Origin of the sequence: Actinophytocola sp. (genome assembly GCF_050699935.1) — a bacterium.
In the GTDB taxonomy this organism is placed as follows: domain Bacteria; phylum Actinomycetota; class Actinomycetes; order Mycobacteriales; family Pseudonocardiaceae; genus Actinophytocola.
On sequence record NZ_JBOHGB010000048.1, the window covers coordinates 16,018 to 35,135 of the forward strand.

General features: G+C 71.2%; 20 protein-coding genes. 5 read left to right on the forward strand and 15 right to left on the reverse strand.

All coding sequences use genetic code 11. The features are described from left to right. Positions 1-22: 22 nt before the first annotated feature. The 3 genes from ACRDTB_RS17375 to ACRDTB_RS17385 are packed head-to-tail and all read right to left on the reverse strand — an operon-like array spanning position 23 to position 1,984. Positions 23-610 (reverse strand): TetR/AcrR family transcriptional regulator, encoded by a 588-nt coding sequence (locus ACRDTB_RS17375; RefSeq protein ID WP_431431482.1) that lies wholly within the window; start codon positions 608-610, stop codon positions 23-25. A 31-nt stretch (positions 611-641) separates the two neighbouring features. Then, positions 642-1,409, reverse strand: a complete 768-nt coding sequence (locus tag ACRDTB_RS17380; RefSeq protein WP_431431483.1) for a hypothetical protein — start codon at positions 1,407-1,409, stop codon at positions 642-644. A gap of 56 nt (positions 1,410-1,465) precedes the next feature. Beyond that, positions 1,466-1,984 (reverse strand): SigE family RNA polymerase sigma factor, encoded by a 519-nt coding sequence (locus tag ACRDTB_RS17385; RefSeq protein WP_431431485.1) that lies wholly within the window; start codon positions 1,982-1,984, stop codon positions 1,466-1,468. A gap of 150 nt (positions 1,985-2,134) precedes the next feature. Between ACRDTB_RS17385 and ACRDTB_RS17390 the strand changes: the two genes are divergently transcribed. After that, positions 2,135-3,157, forward strand: a complete 1,023-nt coding sequence (locus tag ACRDTB_RS17390; protein ID WP_431431486.1) for a threonine aldolase family protein — start codon at positions 2,135-2,137, stop codon at positions 3,155-3,157. 19 nt (positions 3,158-3,176) lie between these two features. Here the strand turns inward: ACRDTB_RS17390 and ACRDTB_RS17395 are convergent, their stop codons facing one another. From ACRDTB_RS17395 to ACRDTB_RS17445, 11 genes are all read right to left on the reverse strand, one after another. Beyond that, positions 3,177-3,347 carry a hypothetical protein gene (locus ACRDTB_RS17395; protein ID WP_431431487.1) on the reverse strand — a complete coding sequence of 57 codons (171 nt, stop codon included), beginning with the start codon at positions 3,345-3,347 and terminating at the stop codon, positions 3,177-3,179. A gap of 117 nt (positions 3,348-3,464) precedes the next feature. Then, positions 3,465-4,625: a pyridoxal phosphate-dependent aminotransferase gene (locus tag ACRDTB_RS17400; RefSeq protein WP_431431488.1), complete on the reverse strand. Its 1,161-nt coding sequence runs from the start codon at positions 4,623-4,625 to the stop codon at positions 3,465-3,467. A 55-nt stretch (positions 4,626-4,680) separates the two neighbouring features. Next, on the reverse strand, positions 4,681-5,838 hold the full coding sequence (locus tag ACRDTB_RS17405; RefSeq protein ID WP_431431489.1) for a transglycosylase SLT domain-containing protein: 1,158 nt from the start codon (positions 5,836-5,838) through the stop codon (positions 4,681-4,683). Positions 5,839-5,852: 14 nt separating this feature from the next. Then, on the reverse strand, positions 5,853-6,155 hold the full coding sequence (locus ACRDTB_RS17410) for a hypothetical protein (RefSeq protein ID WP_431431490.1): 303 nt from the start codon (positions 6,153-6,155) through the stop codon (positions 5,853-5,855). A gap of 80 nt (positions 6,156-6,235) precedes the next feature. Next, positions 6,236-7,006 (reverse strand): ESX secretion-associated protein EspG, encoded by a 771-nt coding sequence (locus ACRDTB_RS17415; RefSeq protein WP_431431491.1) that lies wholly within the window; start codon positions 7,004-7,006, stop codon positions 6,236-6,238. After that, positions 7,003-8,178 (reverse strand): PPE domain-containing protein, encoded by a 1,176-nt coding sequence (locus ACRDTB_RS17420; RefSeq protein ID WP_431431493.1) that lies wholly within the window; start codon positions 8,176-8,178, stop codon positions 7,003-7,005. The genes ACRDTB_RS17415 and ACRDTB_RS17420 overlap by 4 nt, the downstream gene beginning before the upstream one ends. Before the next feature lie 6 nt (positions 8,179-8,184). Beyond that, positions 8,185-8,802 (reverse strand): DUF3558 domain-containing protein, encoded by a 618-nt coding sequence (locus tag ACRDTB_RS17425; RefSeq protein WP_431431494.1) that lies wholly within the window; start codon positions 8,800-8,802, stop codon positions 8,185-8,187. Between the two features lie 35 nt (positions 8,803-8,837). Beyond that, on the reverse strand, positions 8,838-9,230 hold the full coding sequence (locus ACRDTB_RS17430; RefSeq protein WP_431431495.1) for a hypothetical protein: 393 nt from the start codon (positions 9,228-9,230) through the stop codon (positions 8,838-8,840). Between the two features lie 122 nt (positions 9,231-9,352). After that, complete coding sequence (gene purD, locus ACRDTB_RS17435) at positions 9,353-10,609, reverse strand: phosphoribosylamine--glycine ligase (protein WP_431431496.1); 1,257 nt, start codon at positions 10,607-10,609, stop codon at positions 9,353-9,355. A gap of 197 nt (positions 10,610-10,806) precedes the next feature. Continuing rightward, entirely contained in the window at positions 10,807-11,805 is a 999-nt protein-coding gene (locus ACRDTB_RS17440; protein WP_431431497.1) for a TAXI family TRAP transporter solute-binding subunit, read from the reverse strand. A gap of 2 nt (positions 11,806-11,807) precedes the next feature. After that, positions 11,808-13,922: a TRAP transporter permease gene (locus ACRDTB_RS17445; protein WP_431431530.1), complete on the reverse strand. Its 2,115-nt coding sequence runs from the start codon at positions 13,920-13,922 to the stop codon at positions 11,808-11,810. A 126-nt stretch (positions 13,923-14,048) separates the two neighbouring features. Here ACRDTB_RS17445 and ACRDTB_RS17450 point away from each other — a divergent pair, with 126 nt between their 5' ends. Further along, complete coding sequence (locus ACRDTB_RS17450) at positions 14,049-15,167, forward strand: glycerophosphodiester phosphodiesterase (protein ID WP_431431499.1); 1,119 nt, start codon at positions 14,049-14,051, stop codon at positions 15,165-15,167. A 131-nt stretch (positions 15,168-15,298) separates the two neighbouring features. On the opposite strand, the gene ACRDTB_RS17455 is transcribed toward ACRDTB_RS17450, so the two are convergent. Beyond that, on the reverse strand, positions 15,299-16,588 hold the full coding sequence (locus tag ACRDTB_RS17455) for an adenylosuccinate synthase (protein ID WP_431431500.1): 1,290 nt from the start codon (positions 16,586-16,588) through the stop codon (positions 15,299-15,301). Positions 16,589-16,667: 79 nt separating this feature from the next. On the opposite strand from ACRDTB_RS17455, the gene ACRDTB_RS17460 reads away from it, so the two are divergent. The 3 genes from ACRDTB_RS17460 (at position 16,668) to ACRDTB_RS17470 (ending at position 19,096) form a co-directional block, all read left to right on the forward strand. Beyond that, positions 16,668-17,324, forward strand: a complete 657-nt coding sequence (locus ACRDTB_RS17460) for a hypothetical protein (RefSeq protein ID WP_431431502.1) — start codon at positions 16,668-16,670, stop codon at positions 17,322-17,324. Positions 17,325-17,360: 36 nt separating this feature from the next. Continuing rightward, on the forward strand, positions 17,361-18,311 hold the full coding sequence (locus ACRDTB_RS17465; protein WP_431431504.1) for a hypothetical protein: 951 nt from the start codon (positions 17,361-17,363) through the stop codon (positions 18,309-18,311). 188 nt (positions 18,312-18,499) lie between these two features. Beyond that, on the forward strand, positions 18,500-19,096 hold the full coding sequence (locus ACRDTB_RS17470) for a GmrSD restriction endonuclease domain-containing protein (RefSeq protein WP_431431533.1): 597 nt from the start codon (positions 18,500-18,502) through the stop codon (positions 19,094-19,096). Positions 19,097-19,118 lie beyond the last annotated feature (22 nt).

Consider the following 19,118-nt stretch of genomic DNA (forward strand, 5'->3'; position numbering starts at 1 on the left):
CTTACCGAGGCCCGGACCGTCCTCAGGGCGCGAGGGACTCCCACAGCATGCGGCGGGCGACCCCGCGCGGGTCCGGGTCGATCTCGATCAGCGCGTTGACCACGGCCCCGTCGACCAGGGCGATGAGGTGCTCGACCCGGCGCGCGTCGACGTCGATGCCGGACCTGGTGAAGACCTGGAGCAGCAGGCCGCGCAGCTCGGCGCCGAGCGTGTGCATGAGCGGACGCAGATAGGGCCGGCGGAAGGTGGCGACCAGGCGCTCGTAGCGCAACAGCACCAGCTCGGCGTCCCGGTCCCCGGCCGGCGGACCCAGCAACTGGTCGAGCACGAGGTCGATGACCGAGTCGACGCCGCGCGGCTGGGCCGGCAGCGCGGCGAGCATCGCGGCACCCCGGATCAGCTCGGCGCGCCCGTGTTGCTCGACGGCGGCGACGACGAGCTCGTCGAGCGACACGAAGTAGTAGGTGGTCGAGGAGAGTGGCAGCCCGGCACGCTCGGCCACCGCTCGGTGGCGGACCGCGTCGAAGCCGCGCTCCACCAGGAGCTCCGTCGCGGCCTCGACCAGTGCCTGGCGGCGGCGCTCGCCCTTGGGTGTGCTGGCAGCCGTCATCCGGGCATATCGTGCCAGGTCGGTGCTCGGATCAGAGTTTCCGGGCGATCTCGTTGGCAACCTGTTGCACCTCGTCGCCGAACGGGGCGGGCTCGCGGTCCGCCCGAGGCTCGCTGAGCACCGCGACCGTCCGACCGTCGTCCATGACGGCCTCCGCACGCTGGGTGCCGAACGGAACGTTCCATTCGGGTGGCGTGATGTCCGGCTGCACGATCACCGCCGAAACGGTGCCTGGCCGTCCGTCGTCGACGAGGCGGTACATGGCGCCGCGCGAATCTTCGGGACAGCTCAACTCGACCGGCAGAGCATCGACGGCCCTGGCATTTGCGGCGGCCGGGAGCTCGCCCGCGAGGGCAGCAGCGAGCTCCCGGTCCGCCTTTTCGCACCCACTAGGGGTGCTGCCGGGCCCCGCAGGCCCGGCATCCCCGCTCGAAGGGCGTCCCTGCTTACGCGACTCCGAGGGGGCGCTATGGGGAACATTGCCACGCTCCGCTTTCGGAGCATCGGCACTGTCCTCTTGAGGTAACTCGTACGGACCAGCGCTTCCGTTACCGGATGCAGCCGCGGTGTCCGCTTCATTTGCTGGTTGAGCCGAATGGGGCCCTGTCCACAATGCCACGCCGAGCGCCGTCGCGCTCGCCAGGAGCACCACACCAAAGGCGGAACCTGTGAGCATGCCGTTCCGCCGGCGGACTCGCTGGCGTTCCGACTCGCGCGCGACGTCGTTCTGGTCGAACGACGGGGGCGGCGTGTCGGCGACCACCTCACGCAGCAGCTCGGCCAGCCTGCGCTCGTCCATCGACATCCACCTCCCGTCTACCGTTCCCGTCCACAGTGCCCGTCCACACCGACCGTCTACATCGCCGACTTGAGGTCGTCGGCGGTGTCCCCGAGTGCCTCCCGCAACGCGGTCAGCCCCCGGGCCGTCTGGCTCTTCACCGTGCCCTCGGAGCACTTGAGCGCCTCGGCCGTCGCCGCGACGTCGAGTCCCTCGAGGAACCGCAGCACGAGCACCGCCCGTTGCCGGGGTGGCACCCGCCGCAGACCGTCGAGCAGCACCGCCCGCGTGGCGACCACGTTGCCGACCTCACCGTCCGGGTGCGCCACCTCGGGCAGCTCGTCGACGAACCGTTCCCGCCGCCACGGGCGCCGGGACTCGTCGATCACCGCGCGCACCAGAGTCCTGCGTACGTAGGCGTCCAGGGCCCCACGGTCCCGGATCTTGCGCCATCTCCGGTGCAACGCGACGAACGCGGTCTGCGCGAGGTCGTCCGCGCGGTGCCAGTCACCGCAGAGCAGGTACGCGGAACGCCGCACGGCATCACGCCGCGCCACGAAGTACTCCGCGAAGTCCTGCTCGTCGCGCTCTTCCACGCGGACTCTCTCCGCTCGTCGTCTGCACCCGGTGGACGGAACTTGCGGTGTCCACGGTTGCATGGACCGTCAGTCGAGATTCACGCCACCCCCATAGACGCCCGAGGTGCCCCTGAGGATGCCTGTCCCGCCATGTGGTGTGATCGGATCGTGACATACACGAAGCAGATCGATCTTCGTTCGGACACGGTCACCCAGCCGGACGAGGCCATGCGGCTCGCGATGTCCGCCGCCGAGGTGGGTGATGACGTCCTGGACCGCGACCCGACGATGCGCAAGCTCGAAGAGCGGGCCGCGGACCTGTTAGGCGTCGAGGCCGCGCTGTGGGTGCCAAGCGGGTCGATGGGCAACGTGATCGCGCTGATCGTGCACCTGAACCGGGGCGACCGATTCCTCGCCTCGCGCGGCGCGCACGTGCTGGACAACGAGCTCGGCGCGGGCTCATGGCTCTCCGGCGGCATGCCGGAGCCGATCGAGTGGAGCGACCGGCCCGGGCACATCCCGGCTGAGGCGGTGCGGGCCGCGGGCGGGAGCGGCGGGCCGTACTACGCGCTGCGCACGACGCTGCTGTGCCTGGAGAACACGCACAACGCGGCGGGCGGGGTGGTCACGCCGCCGGACGAGCACGCGAAGCTGGTGGCCACCGCGCGCGACGTCGGCCTGCGCGTGCACCTCGACGGCGCGCGGCTGTGGCACGCGTCGGTGGCTCTCGAGATACCGCCGGCCGCGCTCACGGTCGGGGTGGACACCGTGCAGGTGTGCCTGTCGAAGGGGCTGGGCGCGCCGGTGGGCTCGCTGGTCGCGGGGTCGGCGGCGTTCGTCGAGGAGGCTCGCCGGGTGCGCAAGATGCTCGGTGGCGGGGTCCGGCAGGGCGGGGTGCTGGCGGCGGCCGGGCTGGTCGCGCTGGAACGGATCCCCTCGCTGGTGACCGATCACGTGAACGCCACGACGTTGGCGTCCGGGCTGGCGGGCCTCGGCTGGGAGGTCAACCGCCCGGAGACCAACATCGTGCTGGCGTTCGCGCCCGATGTCGCGTTGATGATCAGAACGCTCGAACAGGTCGGAGTGCGCACAGTGCCGATGTCCGGCAGGGTCCGCTTCATCACGCACCGCGACATCTCGGCCGCCGACATCCGCGAGGCGCTCGACCGCATCGCGAGGCTGCGGTCGTAGCCCTGGCTCGTGAGGGGTGCTAGCGGATCTGCTTGCGGTTCGACGCGCCCTTGATGGCCGCGTAGCCGATGGCGCCCACGGTGATCACGGCGCCGATGACCAGCAGGGTGCCCAGCACCTTGAACACGACGCCGAGCACCGCGAACGCCAGCCAGATGACGACGATCGCGCCGATGATCTTCAACAGCATCAGAAGTCCCCTCCCGAGGTGGCCCCGATGGCCTCGCCAGGTGAACGATTCGCGCTCCTCGGCGGTTCCCTGTCCAGTGAACCAGAGCGGCAGGTGACCCACATCGGGGAAGACCCCTCAGGGTTCGAGCCACGAACCGAGACGGCGCAACGCCTCCGGGATGTCCGCGGGCGGGCCGGCGAACGACATGCGGACGAAATGGTTGCCCCGCGCCGGGTCGAAGTCGATGCCCGGCACGATCGCGAGCCCCGTGTCGGCGAGCAGCCGCTGGCAGAAGCTCATCGAGTCCGTCGTCAGGTGGGCGACGTCGGCGTAGACGTAGAACGCGCCGTCCATCGGGGCCAGGCGGTCGATGCCGAGCGAGCGCAGGCCGGCCGCGAGCTCGTCGCGGTTGCGCCGGTAGGTCGCCACGTGCGCGTCCAGCTCGTCGTACGCGTCGAAGGCGGCCACCGCGGCGTGCTGGGACAGGGTCGGCGGGCAGATCGTGAAGTTGCCGGTCAGGCAGTCGACCGCGCGGTGCAGCCGGCCCGGCACGAGCAGCCAACCGAGCCGCCAGCCGGTCATCGCGAAGTACTTCGAGAACGAGTTGACCACCACGGCCTCGCGCGAGAACTGCCACGCCGACGCGGGATCGTCGCTCCCGTAGTGGATCCCGTGATAGATCTCGTCGCTCACCAAGGCCACGCCGTGCTCGGCGCACCAGCCGGCGATCGCGGCCAGCTCACTGGCGGCGAGCATGGTGCCGGTCGGGTTCGCCGGGCTCGCGACGATCAGGCCGTCGATCCGACCGGCCTCGTCGAGCATCGCCACGGTCGGCTGGAAACCGGTCCGCGGGCCGCACGGCAGTTCGACGACCTCGCAGCCCAGCGCCGAGAGGATGTTGCGGTAGGCCGGGTAGCCGGGCCGGGCCAGCGCGACCCGGTCACCGGCGTCGAACGCGGCCAGGAAGCTCAGCAGGAAGCCGCCCGACGAGCCGGTCGTGACCACGACGTCGCCCGGCTCGACCGGCAGCGAGTACCGGCGCTCGTAGTGGCCGGCGATGGCCTCGCGCAGCTCCGGGATGCCGAGCTGCTCGGTGTAGCCGAGGGGCCGGCCGTCGAGCACCCCGGCGGCCGCCGCCAGCACGACGCGGGGCGCCGCGGCCGACGGCTGCCCGGCGGCCAGCGACACCACGTCCCCCTTCGCCCGCTGCCGGGCGTTCGCCGCGGAGAGCACGTCCATCACGTGGAACGGCGGGATCGACGCCCGCCCGGCGACCGTCAGCTGACGCTCTCGCATGAGGTCAGCCTGACATCACGGCCCGCCGCCCGCGTCTCGAGAGCTGGGCGGATCGTCAGTAACCGACGTATCCGCCGCCGCTCTCGGTGGCCTCGATGCCGGGCACGTTGGCGAGCGAGCCGTAGCGGGAGATCGCGTAGTTCACCCCGGCGCAGATGTTGTGGACCGGGTTCCAGATGTCGTTCATGCCGGGCAGCTTGTAGGAGTCGAACGTCGGGTCGATGGTCTGCATCAGGCCCTTGGACGGCGTGCCCTTGGCGGCGTTGGAGTCCCAGTTGTTGATCGCGTGCGGGTTGCCGCCGGACTCGTGCTGGATGATCTGCCAGATGCGCTGGGCGTCGGCCTCGGAGACGTTGATGCCCTGCTTGCGCAGCTCCTCGATGGCCTGCCTGATCCACTCCTGCACGTTGCCCGGAGGCGGGCCACCGGCGGGCGGGCCACCGCTGGACGGACCGGCGTAGCTCCCGCCGGCACCACCGCTGTCGCCGCCGCTGGAACCACTGCCGGAGCCACCCGAGTCGCCGCCGGAACCGTTGCCGCTCGACGTGTTCGCCGCCGGCTGGGGCTGCTCGCTCGTGCCGGCCGGCGTGGTCTCCTGCTCCGGGGTCGGCGTCCACTGGACGGGCTGACCGGGGTGCGGGGTGAACGGCTGGCTGCTCGGCTCGGCGAGCAGGGAGAAGGTGGACGCGGGCGTCTTGGCGCCGTTGACCTTGCCGAGCGCACCGGCCAGCGTCTGCTCGGTGCCGCGCAGGTGCGCGTTGATGTCGCCGGCGACCCCGGAGCAGACGCCCTCGGTGTACTCGTCGAGCTGTGCCTGGGTGGCCTGCGGGTGTTCGTGCTTCCAGGACCTGATCTCGCGCAGGGCCTGATCGCAGCGGGTGGAGATGTAGTGCTTGGCGTCGTCGAGCGCCCCGGCCACGTCGCCGAGCGCGGTCGCGGCGTCGTTCATCGCGGAGCCGATGTCCGTGCCGGCCTTGGCGAACTTGCCCATGTAGGCCACGAAGGCGTCCGCCGAGCCACCCTCCCACGCCGCGTCGAGCTGGGTGACGCCGTTGTTGACCTCGCCGCCGTACGTACCGGCGTTGGTGGCCGCCTCGGACAGCCGGGTGGCCGCCTCGGTGATGGCGCCGCCGTCCGCCTCGGCGACCTTCGCGGCGGCGGTCGCGACGGCCTCACCGCCCGCGTAGCCCGCCAGGGTCTCGGCCGCAGTCACGGTCCCGTCCTCTCTCAGACTCGCTGCGTCATGGCGTCGGCGTGCGCCTGGTCGGTGTCGCCGACCGTCCGCGACACCGCGTCGAGCGCGCGGGCCACGCCGTCCAGCCGGCTCTCGGCGGCGCCGAACTCGGTGTTGAGCATGCCGTTGAGCGCGTCGACCGCGCTGGACAGCGCCGCGGAGCTGGGCAGCGTGCCGTAGGCGGTGGGCACCGAGCAGACCTGCGGGAAGGTGTCGGCGATCTCGCCGAACTTGGGCTTGTAGTCCTGCGCCTTCTGCATGCACGCGTTGATCGCGTCGGTGTTGTACGTCGCCATCTCCACCCCTCTTGCGCCAGGTTTTCCGACGGCATCGCCCGCCCCGTGGTTCCCGGCTCGCCCCGGCGTCCGGGATCGCGTCAGATCTCGTCGAGCAGCTCCTGCACGCAGGTGGCGATCCGCTGGTTGTCGGCCGGCGTGATCGTGCTCCACGCCTGGCCGTCGTTGTTGGGCTTGACGAGGTACACGTACCGGCCGTAGTCGGTGTCGTGGAAGGAGACGACGCGGTCGGCGCGGACCATGCGGCCGTCGCGCTGCAGGCGGGTGGCGCCGAACTGGCCGCGCAGGCCCATCCCGCCCACCATGTCGGCGAGCGTCTTGGCATCGGAGTTGCCGACACCCTTGCGCCTCAGGGCGGCGCTGAGCTCGCGCTTGTCGCCGTTCGCCTCCTTGTCGGCGGCCAGCAGCGCGGCGGTCGGCACACTCACCGACCAGCCGGGCCCGGCCGGCACATCGCCCGCGACGGACACGGCGGCCTCCGGGAGCGCGGTCTCCCGGGCGGGGATCAGCCAGACCTCGGGCCCGTCGATCGCGGCGAGCAGCGCGGTGTTGCCGGACAGGACGGCGAGGGCGGAGATCCGGTGGTCGGCCCAGACCCAGCTGTCGAGGCAGACCTGCGGGTGGGCGAGGAGGTTGAGCTGGTCGGCGAGCTCCGGCACCGCGCGCTCGCCGTCGGAGAGCCCGCGCTGCTGGAGCGCGTCGAGCACCTCGGCCACGAGCTGGGCGCGTTCGGTGTGCGTCTTGCCCGGGCTGGGCACGCCGAGCGCCTCGTGCTTGCCCGGCAACCGTTCGCGTTCCCAGAGCACGTCGAACTCGAGGGTCGAGAGAACGACTGTCCCGCGAGCGGTCAAGGACGGTCGTCCTCGTCGCCGATCGACTCCGGGGCCACCACCCGGTCGTCCTCGAAGACGTCATCGGAGTCGATGCCGTAGCGGCGCACGTGCTCCTTGTCGTCCTCGCCCTCGCCACGGTGGCCGGCGGCGGCCGGCTGCATGATCGAGGTGGCCGGACGGCCGGTCCGCGCGCCGAACCGCTCTGCGTTGCGGGCCGCGCGGGCCTCATCGTCGGGTGCGGCACCGATCGGCGTGCCGCCCTTGAGCGGCGCCTTCGCACCGGCACCGCCACCGCGGGTCGCGCGCTCGCCCTGTGCACCCGCACCGGCGCCGCCCGCGCCGCCGGCCCCCATGACCGCGGCGGCCTCGGCCATCGCGAGCGGGCCGATCGGCGCCCGCAGGCCACCGACGCCGGGCGCGGTGGGCACCTGACCGGCCTGGCTGATCGGCCCGATGCCGGCGGTGGGCCCGGGGTTCGCAAACCCTCCTCCGGGCGGCAGGCCACCACCACCACCGATGGGCAACGGCGAGGCTCCTGCACCCGGCCCGCCACCGGCCAGCCCGGGCCCGCCGCCGGGGCCGATGCCCGGGACCCCCGTGGCGCCGATCCGCTGCTCCACGGGCTGCGCGATGAGGTTCATCCCGGGCGGGACGGGGAGTGCCTGGGAGCTCGCGAGGGCGCTGGCGCTGGTCTGCTGGTAACCGTTGAGGCCGTCGATGGCCTGGTCGCGGGCCGCGTTGGTGGCGCGGACGTCTCTGGCGTGGTCGGTGGTGTGGCCCAAGAAGCCGGCGACCTTGTCGCCGAGGCTCTCCTCGGTGGGGCCGAGCAGGACGCCGGACTCGGGCGCGCTGTTGCGGGTGTTGGCGAAGACGGCGCCCTGGGAGTCGACCTCTTTCGCGGAGTCCCGCACGGGACTGGTGGCCTCGTCGGCGTAGATGGTGGCGTTCTCGGTGGCGCCGGTCCCCTCCCTGGCCGCCTCACCCTGCCAGGTCACGCCGATCTCCCGCAGCTGCTCCCGCAGCGTCCGGTCGGTCTCGGCGAGCCCTTCGGCCAGGCCGACGAGGGCACCGACAGCATTGTGCAGCGTGCTGGCCCCGGACCCGTCACGCAGGCCGTTCACCTGCGTGGCGAGTTCCTCGTTGGAGTACCCGTCGAAGCGTAGGTCGTTGAGTCCGTGGTCCCCGTCCATAACTCCTCACCTCACCGTCTGCAAGGTCTGGATCGCCATACCGGCCGCGTTCTCGGCCATCTGGCACAACTGGTCAAGGGCGAAGCTGCGGTTCGCATCGTTGTCGGCGGTCACCATGAGCTGCTGGCCTTCGGCGACGTCGATCGCCGTGGCGCAGTCCATGGCCTGGTTTCCCTCGGCACCACGCAGCCAGTAGGTCGCGGCCGGAAAGCCGGCAACCTCGCTCAACTCGGCTTCCACGTTGCGCTTGCCGCTGAGCCACGGTCCGATTCCCTCTTCGGTGACGGTCAGTACCTCGTAGCTGCGAAACGTCTCGACTGTGGCGATCTCAAGATCACACCCCGGTGCCTCGAAGTACCCGCTCGACGTCTTGGGAGTGGGAGGATCGGTGATCTCGAGCTGGGTCAGCTGAGCCTTGGTGAACAGCGAGCACGGCTTGACCCCGTCAAGGGACAAGTCCTCCGGCCGCGGAGGAATCTCGACCGTCGGCTCGGTGCTGGACTCCGACTCCGCCGGATCACCCGTGGGCCCCGGCTCCTCGGTGCCCGGGCCGTCCTGGCCTCCCGGTGTGGCGACACCATCGGTGCTGTCGGTACAGCCGGCGGCCAGCGCGAGAGTGATCACGCCGGTGATCGTGATCAGTGCGGTACGGACGCGCACTATTTTCCCCTGAATGCGGCTTCGATCTGGTCCTCGGTGAATCCGTACGCCTTCGCGGTGTCACCAAGCTGAACTGCGAGCTTCTTGAGCCCGGTGATGTACGCTCCCACGCGGTTGGCGTACGAGTCCTCATCGGAGACCAGACGGTCGTTCCAGGCCGGAGCGATCCGCATGCTCACGTCGTCCGAACCGGGCGGTTCGATGTTCATGTCGCGGCGTGCGTTCTTCCATGTATCCATCAAGGCGTCGGCTTGGGATTCTATTATTCGGGCGGCGGCCAGGACGTTGTGTTGGTTCACCGTGAAGGTGCCGGAGGTGACGCCCTTGGTCGCGGCGTCCACCTGGCGGAAGACCTCGTTGATGCCGCGGCCGAAGTCGCCCATGATCTGCATCCCCGACGCTCCCCACTGGTTGTGACTGACCCGTCCCGCTCCGCAGGCTACCAAGTCAAGGTATGACCAACTTGAACTCTGGCGAAGAAAACCGAGTCGTGGTTCCGCTGATCGGTTGAACCTCAGACCACCGTTATCTCGCCCCGCACGGCCCGCAGCGCGATGTCCGTTCGATGGTGGGATCCGGCCAGGTGCACGGCCGCCACCTTGCGGTACGCCTCCTCGCGCGCGTCCGGCAGGGACGCGCCGGAACCGACCACCGACAGGACACGACCGCCCGCCGACACGATCGCGCCGTCGTCGCGGCGGCGGGTGCCCGCGTGGAGGACGCCGTCCGCCTCAGCGCCCGTGATCACGTCGCCCGAGCGCGCGAAGCCGGGGTAGCCCTCCGCGGCGATCACCACGGTCACCGCGGCGCCGTCGGACCACTCCAGCGCCGGGTGCGAGGACAGCCCGCCGGTCGCCGTCGCGTGCAGCAGACGCGCCAGCGGGGTTTGCAGCAGGGACAACACGACCTGCGTCTCCGGGTCGCCGAAGCGGCAGTTGAACTCGATCACCTGCGCGCCCGAGGCGGTCAGCGCCAGACCCGCGTACAGCAGGCCGGTGAACGGCGTGCCCCGCCCGGCCAGCTCGGCGGCCACCGGTTGGACGATCTTCGCCACGACCTCGTCGACCAGGCCCGGTGGTGCCCACGGCAGCGGCGCGTACGCACCCATCCCGCCCGTGTTCGGGCCCGCGTCCCCGTCGCCGACGCGCTTGAAGTCCTGTGCCGGCAACAAGGGCACGACCGTGGTCCCGTCCACCAGACAGAACAGCGACGCCTCGGGACCGTCGAGGAACGTCTCCAGCAGCACCGGGTGCCCGCCGTCGAGCAGCGTCATCGCGTGCGACCGGGCCGCCGCCAGGTCGTCGGTGACCGCGACGCCCTTGCCGGCCGCGAGCCCGTCGTCCTTCACGACCCACACCGGGCCGAAGTGGCGCAGCGCGGCGTCCAGCTTCGCGGGGTTGTCGACCATCTCGCTGTGCGCGGTCGGCACGCCCGCCGCCGCCATCACGTCCTTCGCGAACGCCTTCGAGCCCTCGATGCGCGCCGCGGCGGCGGAGGGGCCGAAGCACGCGATTCCCCTGGCGCGCACGGCATCCGCGGCGCCGGCGACCAGCGGCACCTCCGGGCCGATCACGGCCAGGTCGGCACGCCACTCCACGGCGAGGTCCGCCACCGACGCCGGGTCGGCGACGTCCACGCCGTAGGACTCGGCGAGTGCCGCGGTGCCGGCATTGCCCGGCGCACACGCCAGCGCGACGACCGCTGGGTCGTGGGACAGCGCGAGCACCAGGGCGTGCTCGCGCGCGCCGGAACCGATGACCAGGACACGCACGAGCAAACAGAGTAGTTGCCGCACGCCCGACCGGTGGCCTCCGGCCCCCGGATTCCAGCGTATCGGCGGGCGCCGACACGGACGGCCGCCGACGCTGAGACCTGTGGACAACTCCGGACTCGCGGGGGCCCCCGCGTTCCAGTCTATTCGCGGGGACTGACAGTTCTGGGTCGCGCGGAGCGGGGCTGTGGACGGCGTCAGTCGGTGCCCAGGGCCTCCTTCGCGCCCGGGTGCAGTGGGACCGGGTCGGTCTCGACGGCCGTCTCGCGGTCGAGCTCGTTGGCGGCCTTGTGCACCTTCGCCAGCTCGCCCTTCTGGTCGAAGATCAGGTTGGTGATCGCGCACGCGTCGCCGTCGGGGAAGTCGCTGCGGACCAGCAGGACGTTCGGCACCACGACCGACGGCACGTCCTCGGCCAGCCCGTAGGTGTCGGCCGGCAGCGTGCCCTCCTCGTACACCGGGTTGATCTCCCGCAGCTGCGGCAGCAGGCCGGTGATGTCGACGAACCGCACGCCGTCCTTCATCGACGTCGTCAGGTCCGTGACCTCCGGCGTCGGCAGCCCACCCGACCACACGAAGCCGTCGATCTGGCCCGTCTTCATCTGGTCCACGGTCTGCCGCAGCGCGAGCCGCTGCGCCGAGACGTCCGACGCCGGGTCCAGGCCGGCCGCCTCCAGCAGACGGTTCGCGATCACCTCGGTGCCCGACTTCGGTGACCCGGTCGAGATCTTCTTGCCCCTCATGTCCGCGACCGACTCGATACCACTGTCCGCACGCACCACGACCTGCGTGTAGTTCGAGTAGATCCGGGCCAGCGCGGTGATGTCCTGCTTCTCGCCCTCGAAGCCGCCTTTGCCCTCGACGGCGTCCGCGGCGGAGTCGGCGAGTGAGAACGCGATGTCGTAGTCGCCGGTCACCAGCTGCTGGATGTTCTGCACCGAGGCACCGGTCTCCGCGGCGCTGGCCTTGATCGGTGTCTCGTCGCTGATCAGCTGCGCCAGCCCGCCGCCGAGCGTGTAGTAGACACCGCCCGTGTTGCCGGTCGCGATCGTGACCCGGCCCTCGGCGGCCTCGCAGCCACCCGACCCGGAGTCGGCCGACTCGGTCGGGCGCTTGCCGCCGCAGCCGGCCGCGACCAGCCCTACGGCGACGACGCCGGCGACGATCCGCTGTGCTCGCATGGTCAAGGCACGCATGGTCAGACTCCTTGTCCTTCAACGGTTTCCCGGGAACGCGTGAGGAGATGGACGGCGACCGCGACGGCGAACAAACCGACACCGATCGCGATGGACAGCGGTTGCAGATAGAGCAGCAGCAGCGCGGCCGCGGCGCACAGCGAACGCTCCGGCCACCGCGCCGGGCCGAACAGCCAGCCGCCGGTGAGCACGGCGAGCGCGGCGACGCCGAGCGCGGACACCAGCACCACCCACAGCGTCGTGCCAAGTGGCTGCTGCAGCAGCAGGGCCGAGCCGTTGTCGGTGAGCACGAACGCGATCGGCACGAGGAACGCGGGCAGCGTGTACTTCCACGTCTGCCACATCGTCCTCATCACCGCGCCCCCGGTGATCGCCGCCGCCGCGACCGAGGCGAGCGCGGTCGGCGGCGTCACCTCCGAGAGCACCGCGTAGTAGAAGATGAACATCGCGACCTCGGGCGGCGCGACCCCGAGGTCGGCGAGCGCGGGCCCGAGCACCACCCAGGCGATGATGAACGACGCGGTCACCGGCACCGCCAGGCCGAGCACGCTCACCGCGACCGCCGCGAACACCACGGTCAGCATCAGCACGACGGTCGGGTTCGAGGCCAGCGCCCGCGCCGCGTCCACCAGGGCCGCGGCGAGCTCCTGGCCCAGCCCGGTCTTGGTGATCGTCGAGGTGATCACGCCGGCCGCCGCGCACACCGCGATCACCGGCAGCGCCCCGCGGATGCCCTCGGCGAGCGCGTTCGCGATCGAGCGCACCCAGGCGAGCAGTGCGGTGCCGAGCCCCTCGCCGGAACCGGCGGCCCCGACGATCCGAGCGACCAACGCGAACAGCGCGGCGACCCCGCTCGCGTAGACCACCGCGGTGAACGGCGGGATGTCCAGCGCGAGGAACACGACGATGATCGCGAGCGAGACGAAGTGGTAGCCGCCCCGCAGCAGCAACCCCAGCACCGGCTGGGTCTCGATGTCGACGTGCTTCGCGCCGAACCGGCGGGCGTCGGCCTCGACCGCGAACGCGATGCCCAGGTAGTACAGCAGCGTCGGCACGATCGCCCACACCAGCACGGTCAGGTACGGCGTCGCCAGGTACTCGGCGATGATGAACGCCGCCGCGCCGAGGGTCGGCGGCGACAGGATCGCCCCGATGCCGGACGCGGCGAGCAGGCCGCCCGCGTTCTCCCGCGGGTAGCCGGCCTTGCGCAGCACCGGCCAGGTGATCGCGCCCAGGCCGACCGTCGTCGCGGTGCCCGAGCCCGACACGGTGCCGAGCAGGAACCCGGACATCGCGGCCGTGCGGCCGGGTGCGGTGCGCGAACGGCGGAACAGCGCGAAGCTCAGGTTCACGAAGAACGTGCCGGCGCCGGACTGCGCCAGCACCGCGCCGTAGATCGTGAACAGAACGATATAAGTCGCGGCGACATCCAGAGGCACGCCGTAGAAGCCGCTCTGGTCGTTGTAGAGCGCGTTGACGATCTGGCTGAAGTCGACGCCCGCGTGCGCGATGTTCCAGCCGGGCGGCAGGTAGCCGCCGTAGTAGGAGTAGGCCAGGAACACCAGGCACACCACGGGGAGCACCAGCCCGGTGGTGCGTCGGGTCGCCTCGAGGATGAGGACCAGCAGCAGCGTGCCGGCCACGATGTCCGAAGTGGACAGAAGACCCTGCCGGTCCAGGAACGCGTCGTACCCGCCGCCGAAGTCGCCGATCGCGAGCGGCAGGACGGGGTAGAGGCCGACCAGGAGCGCGACCGCGGCGAACGCCCAGTCGAGCGGGCCGGGGTCGTCGCGGTCCGGCGCGCCCTCGCCCGGCGGGACGCGGCGGCCGCGCGGGCGGTAGCAGAGGAAGACCAGCGGCAGCGCGACGGCGAGGAAGATCACCAGGTAGTACTGGTTGCCCTTGGCGAAGGGCAGGAAGACCTGCTTGAGCACGAGCAGCGCGATCGCGACCGACGTGGCCCAGACGACAAGCTCGACACGGCGGCTCAGTCGCCGTGCGGGCCGCTCCTCGTCGTGCTCGCCGACGTCGATGTCCGGCCGCTCCTGGGCACCGACCCGGGCCGGCTCCTCCGAGGCGCTCGAGGTGTCGGTGCGCTCCGTCGAGCTCGTCACCATCCGCAACTTACCGGTCACTGCTTACGCGCAGAAGTGATCGGCTACGTTATCCCACCGTTACCTTTCGTGCCTCACACAGTTCGCCAGCTTCGGACAGGATGCCCAGGTCTTCCAAGGAGGAACGTGATGACATCGAAGTTCCTACGCGTCACCGTCGCCGCGGCCGCGGCGCTGACCCTGGTGGGTGCCGCGCCCGCGGTCGCCGACCGGGCACCCGATCAGCGGCACGAGACCGGTGCCGAGTTCACCGTCGTCGGCCACCGCGGTGCGTCCGGCTACCGGCCGGAGCACACCCTGGCCTCCTACGAGCTGGCCGCGCGGATGGGCGCCGACTACATCGAACCGGACCTGGTGACCACGAAGGACGGCGTGCTGGTCGCCCGGCACGAGCCGGAGATCAGCGGCACCACGGACGTCGCCGAGCACCCGGAGTTCGCCGACCGCAAGACGACCAAGTCGCTCGACGGCGTGGCGACCACGGGCTGGTTCACCGAGGACTTCACGCTGGCGGAGCTGCGGACGTTGCGTGCCAAGGAGCGGATCCCGGACATCCGCCAGCGCAACACGATCTTCGACGGGCGTTACCAGGTGCCGACCTTCCAGGAGGTCATCGACCTGGCGAAGCGGCTGTCGCGGGAGCTGCGCCGGCCGATCGGCATCTACCCGGAGACCAAGCACCCCACGTACTTCCGCGAGCAGGGCCTGGCGCTGGAGCCGGCGCTGGTGTCCACTCTGAACGGGAACGGGCTGAACCGGCGTGGCGCCAAGGTGTTCGTCCAGTCGTTCGAGGTGTCGAACCTCCAGGAGCTCGACCCGAAGCTGCGCGTGCCGCTGGTGCAGCTGACGAGCGCGACCGGCGCCCCGTTCGACTTCGTGGACACCGGTGACCCGCGCACCTACGCGGACATGGTCACCCCCGAGGGGCTGCGCGACGTGGCGGAGTACGCGGACGGGCTGGGCCCGGACAAGAACCAGGTCATCCCGCGCGACGACGCCGGCTTCCTGCTGGAGCCGACGACGCTCGTGCGGGACGCGCATCGGGCCGGGCTCGAGGTGCACCCGTACACGTTCCGCGCGGAGAACACGTTCCTGCCGGCGGACTTCCGGTCCTCGGAGGCACCGGCCGAGTACGGCGACCTGTTCGCGGAGCTCGAGGCGTTCCGCGCCACCGGGATCGACGGCCTGTTCACCGACAACCCCGACATCGCGGTAGCCGAGCGCGACGACGAGCTCGCCGCCGCCTGACGGGCGGCCTCCGGCCCCCGATCACCAGTTTACGGGTCGGGACCGACGATTTCGGTGCTGTGGAAGGGTTCCTGTGGACAGCGCGGAACTGTCGGACCTCGTCGCTAGGCTGGAATCGGGGGCCGGAGGCGTCAGCCGGTCATCGGGTGGCGGACGATCGTCTGGTCGCGGCCGGGGCCCACGCCGACCGCCGAGACTCGGGTGCCCGACAGCTCCTCGAGGCGGTGCACGTACGCCTGGGCGTTCACCGGGAGGTCGTCGAACGAGCGGCAGGCCGAGATGTCCTCCCACCAGCCGGGCAGCTGCTCGTACACCGGCACCGCGTGGTGCACGTCCGTCTGCGTCATCGGCATGTCGTGCACGGTCTCGCCGTTCACCTTGTAGCCCACGCACACCGGAACGGCCTCCAAGCCCGACAGCACGTCCAGCTTCGTGAGGAAGTAGTCGGTGATCCCGTTGACCCGTGCGGCATAGCGGGCGATGACCGCGTCGAACCAGCCCGTGCGGCGCGCGCGGCCCGTGGTCACGCCGACCTCGGCGCCCGTCTTGCGCAGTCGCTCGCCCATGTCGTCGTGCAGCTCCGTCGGGAACGGGCCCGAGCCGACCCGCGTCGTGTACGCCTTGAGGATCCCGATCACGGTCGTGATGCGCGTGGGGCCGATGCCCGAGCCCGCGGACGCGCCGCCGGCGGTCGGGTTGGACGACGTCACGAACGGGTAGGTGCCGTGGTCGACGTCGAGCAGCGTCCCCTGCGAACCCTCCAGCAGCACGGTCTCGCCACGCTCGAGCGCCTCGTTGAGCAGCAGCCGGGTGTCCGCGATCCGGTTGCCGAACCGCTCGCCCGCCTCCAGCACGGAGTCGACGACCTGCTCGGGGTCGAGCGCCCTGCGGTTGTAGACCTTCACGAGGATCTGGTTCTTCACGTCGAGGGCGGCCTCGACCTTCTGCCGCAGGATCTTCTCGTCCAGCACGTCCTGCACGCGCACCCCGACGCGCGACACCTTGTCCTGGTACGCAGGCCCGATGCCGCGGCCGGTCGTGCCGATCTTCGCCTTGCCCAGGTAGCGCTCGGTCACCTTGTCGATGGCCACGTGGTACGGCATGATCAAGTGTGCGTCGGCGGAGAGCAGCAGCCGTGAGGTGTCCACGCCGCGCTTCTCCAGCCCGGCGAGCTCGTCCAGCAGCACCCCCGGGTCGACCACCACACCGTTGCCGATCACGTTGGTGACACCCGGCGTCAGGATCCCGGACGGGATGAGGTGCAGGGCGAAGTCCTGCCCGTCGGGCAGCACGACCGTGTGGCCGGCGTTGTTGCCGCCCTGGTACCGCACCACCCACTGGACCCGCTCGCCGAGCAGATCGGTGGCCTTACCCTTCCCTTCGTCGCCCCACTGGGCGCCGATGAGCACGATGGCCGGCATGTGAGACTCCCCGGGTTCCGCAAGGACGGTTTCTTACAGGCGAAATGCCGGTGATTGAGCGTAGACCAGGAGATCACGCGTGGCTGCATTGATGTTGGGTTGCGGTGCGGCCGTCACCAGCGGTGACTGGCGAAAGCTCGTGGCACGCGCGGGATCCGGCGCGCACGAGATACCGGCCACACCGGGCAAATCCGACGTCGATCCGCTGCTCAAGGGAATGACCGAGGGTCAGCTCGTGGTCCACGGGAGTGATGCCGACCTTGCCGCGATCGTGGTGCGGCTGCTGCGCATCGAACGGCTCGACGTGCCCGTCGGCTACGTCCCCACCGACCCGGGCTCGCCGGTCGCGCGCCTGTGGGAACTGCCGAAGGACCTCATCACCGCCGCGCTCGACGGGCGGGTCGCGCCGTTCCCGCTGGTCCGCGACGACAACGGCGGCGTGCTCGTCGGGCTCGGCGTGCTCCCGGCGGTGCGCGGCACGGTGTACTGCGACGACGCGACTCCGCTGCGCGGGCCGGCGCGGCGCGTCGAGGTCACGCCCGACCCCGAGCTCGGCCTGCGCGTGCGGATCGTGCGGAAGGGCCTGCCGCGCAACAAGGTCAGCACCGTCACCGGCCGCGCCGTCCAGTTCGGCGGCGAGCCGGTGACGCCGGTGCACGACGGCGTCGCTCATCCGCGGTCGGTCAATCGGTGGACCTGGTACCGGCACACGGACGACCTCCGGGTGGTCCGCTGACCTCAGCGTGTACCTCCGCGTGCACCCGTCTTGCCCGTGCGCGCAACGGTCCGTGACGCGGCCGGCCGGTCCGGGTGCGATCGGGACACCACCGAGGACCGGGAGGTCACCGTGCGCCCGCTGCGCGCCATCGCGCTGACCGCCGCGCTGATCGCGGTCACCGCCACCACCGCCCCGACGATCTCGGCCGCACCCGAGCCGGCCGCACCCGAGCCCGCGGCCGCGAGCGACACGATCGCGAGCGACCGCGCGACGGTCCGCGACGCGCCCGCGCGGCTAGTGCTCGCCAACGCCCGCGAGGGCGACCCCGCGAAGGTGCGGGCCTACTGCGGCGAGTGGGTGCGGATCGCCGTCACCCCGCGGCACGCGATGTCCACGCCGGTCGGCTGGGTGCTGCGCGGCCACCTGACCAGGGCGAGCCGGCCCGGCGGCCTGGCCGGCGTGCCCGAGCGCTGCGGCACGGACCAGGCCCGGTGGCGCGACTGGGTCGGCGCGATCAACGCCCCGTTCCGCTCGCTGCGCGAGGTCGACGGCCGGTGGCGGCGGATCACGTTCGGCACCGGCGTGCACCTAGCGGCGACGCCCGACTGCGTGCTGTCGCTGAACTACACGCGACACTCCGCCGCCCCGGACGTCGTCGACCCCGCGCAGCGGGTGCCCGGCCTGGACATGTCGAAGGTCAGCTTCCGGTACCTGACCACCGACGGCTCGATCGCGCTGGTCAGCGCGCCGCGCCCGGGCGCCGACCACGGCGTGTGGGGCTTCGTGCCGTCCGGCTGCGTGCGGCCGAAGAACCGGGAGCACGTGTACTTCGACGAGCCGGTCGTCCAACTGGAGGACCTGTCCGGCCTACGGGTCGGCACGGGTTACCCGGACGCGACGATCCGGTCGCGCGGCTGCACCGCCGCCCTGCTCAGCCCGGGTCACCCGCGGTTCGGCTACTGGCCGGACCCGCGGCCGGAGAACCGCCCGCCCTGCCCGGTGTAGCCGCGACACGGATGCGGCGGCGGGACCGCGAGGGGTTCCCGCCGCCGCATTCCCCGTTATGGCGCGGAAATCTGTTCAACACCGCTCCTTCTCCTGGCCATCTTCGTGCGCGACAGTGGACTGGCAACCGTGATCCCTGCCACGGAGGTAGCGCCATGCGCAAGACCGGAATCCTGCTCGCCTCGGCGATGCTCGCTCTAGCGGGCGCCGTCGTCGTCTCGGCGCCGGCGAGCGCCACCCCGCCCAACATTCCCAGCGAGTCGACCGCCCGCTACGAGCTGTACCACCTCGACGTCGCCCCGGACGGGTCGATGGACGGCTACGACCGCGACAAGTTCCCGCACTGGTCCACGGTCTCCGGCAACTGCAACACCCGCGAGACCGTGCTCAGGCGGGACGGCACGGACGTCGAGACCGACTCGTCGTGCGCCGCCACCTCGGGCCGCTGGTACAGCCCGTACGACGGCGCGACCTGGTACGACTCGTCCGATGTGGACATCGACCACATGGTGCCGCTGGCGAACGCGTGGCGCACCGGCGCCTCGTCGTGGACCACGGCCGAGCGCGAGCGGTTCGCCAACGACCTGTCGTACCCGCAGCTGATCGCGGTGACCGACAACGTGAACCAGTCGAAGGGCGACCAGGGCCCGGACACGTGGAAGCCGTACCGGACGTCGTACTGGTGCACCTACGCGAAGATGTGGATCCACGTGAAGTACCGGTACTCGCTCACGATCAACGAGACCGAGGAGGACCAGCTGTACCGGATGCTGTACTACTGCTGAGCCTGGAACCGACGCCCCGGGA

Excerpts from the sequence above, each read along its gene's own strand:
- ACRDTB_RS17440 (WP_431431497.1), bottom strand. The coding sequence starts at position 11,805 with ATGCGTGCCTTGACCATGCGAGCACAGCGGATCGTCGCCGGCGTCGTC.
- ACRDTB_RS17380 (WP_431431483.1), bottom strand. The coding sequence starts at position 1,409 with ATGGACGAGCGCAGGCTGGCCGAGCTGCTGCGTGAGGTGGTCGCCGAC.
- ACRDTB_RS17420 (WP_431431493.1), bottom strand. The coding sequence starts at position 8,178 with ATGGACGGGGACCACGGACTCAACGACCTACGCTTCGACGGGTACTCC.
- ACRDTB_RS17445 (WP_431431530.1), bottom strand. The coding sequence starts at position 13,922 with ATGGTGACGAGCTCGACGGAGCGCACCGACACCTCGAGCGCCTCGGAG.
- ACRDTB_RS17375 (WP_431431482.1), bottom strand. The coding sequence starts at position 610 with ATGACGGCTGCCAGCACACCCAAGGGCGAGCGCCGCCGCCAGGCACTG.
- ACRDTB_RS17410 (WP_431431490.1), bottom strand. The coding sequence starts at position 6,155 with ATGGCGACGTACAACACCGACGCGATCAACGCGTGCATGCAGAAGGCG.
- ACRDTB_RS17470 (WP_431431533.1), top strand. The coding sequence starts at position 18,500 with ATGCTCGCTCTAGCGGGCGCCGTCGTCGTCTCGGCGCCGGCGAGCGCC.
- ACRDTB_RS17455 (WP_431431500.1), bottom strand. The coding sequence starts at position 16,588 with ATGCCGGCCATCGTGCTCATCGGCGCCCAGTGGGGCGACGAAGGGAAG.
- ACRDTB_RS17400 (WP_431431488.1), bottom strand. The coding sequence starts at position 4,625 with ATGCGAGAGCGTCAGCTGACGGTCGCCGGGCGGGCGTCGATCCCGCCG.
- ACRDTB_RS17450 (WP_431431499.1), top strand. The coding sequence starts at position 14,049 with ATGACATCGAAGTTCCTACGCGTCACCGTCGCCGCGGCCGCGGCGCTG.
- ACRDTB_RS17395 (WP_431431487.1), bottom strand. The coding sequence starts at position 3,347 with ATGCTGTTGAAGATCATCGGCGCGATCGTCGTCATCTGGCTGGCGTTC.
- ACRDTB_RS17430 (WP_431431495.1), bottom strand. The coding sequence starts at position 9,230 with ATGCAGATCATGGGCGACTTCGGCCGCGGCATCAACGAGGTCTTCCGC.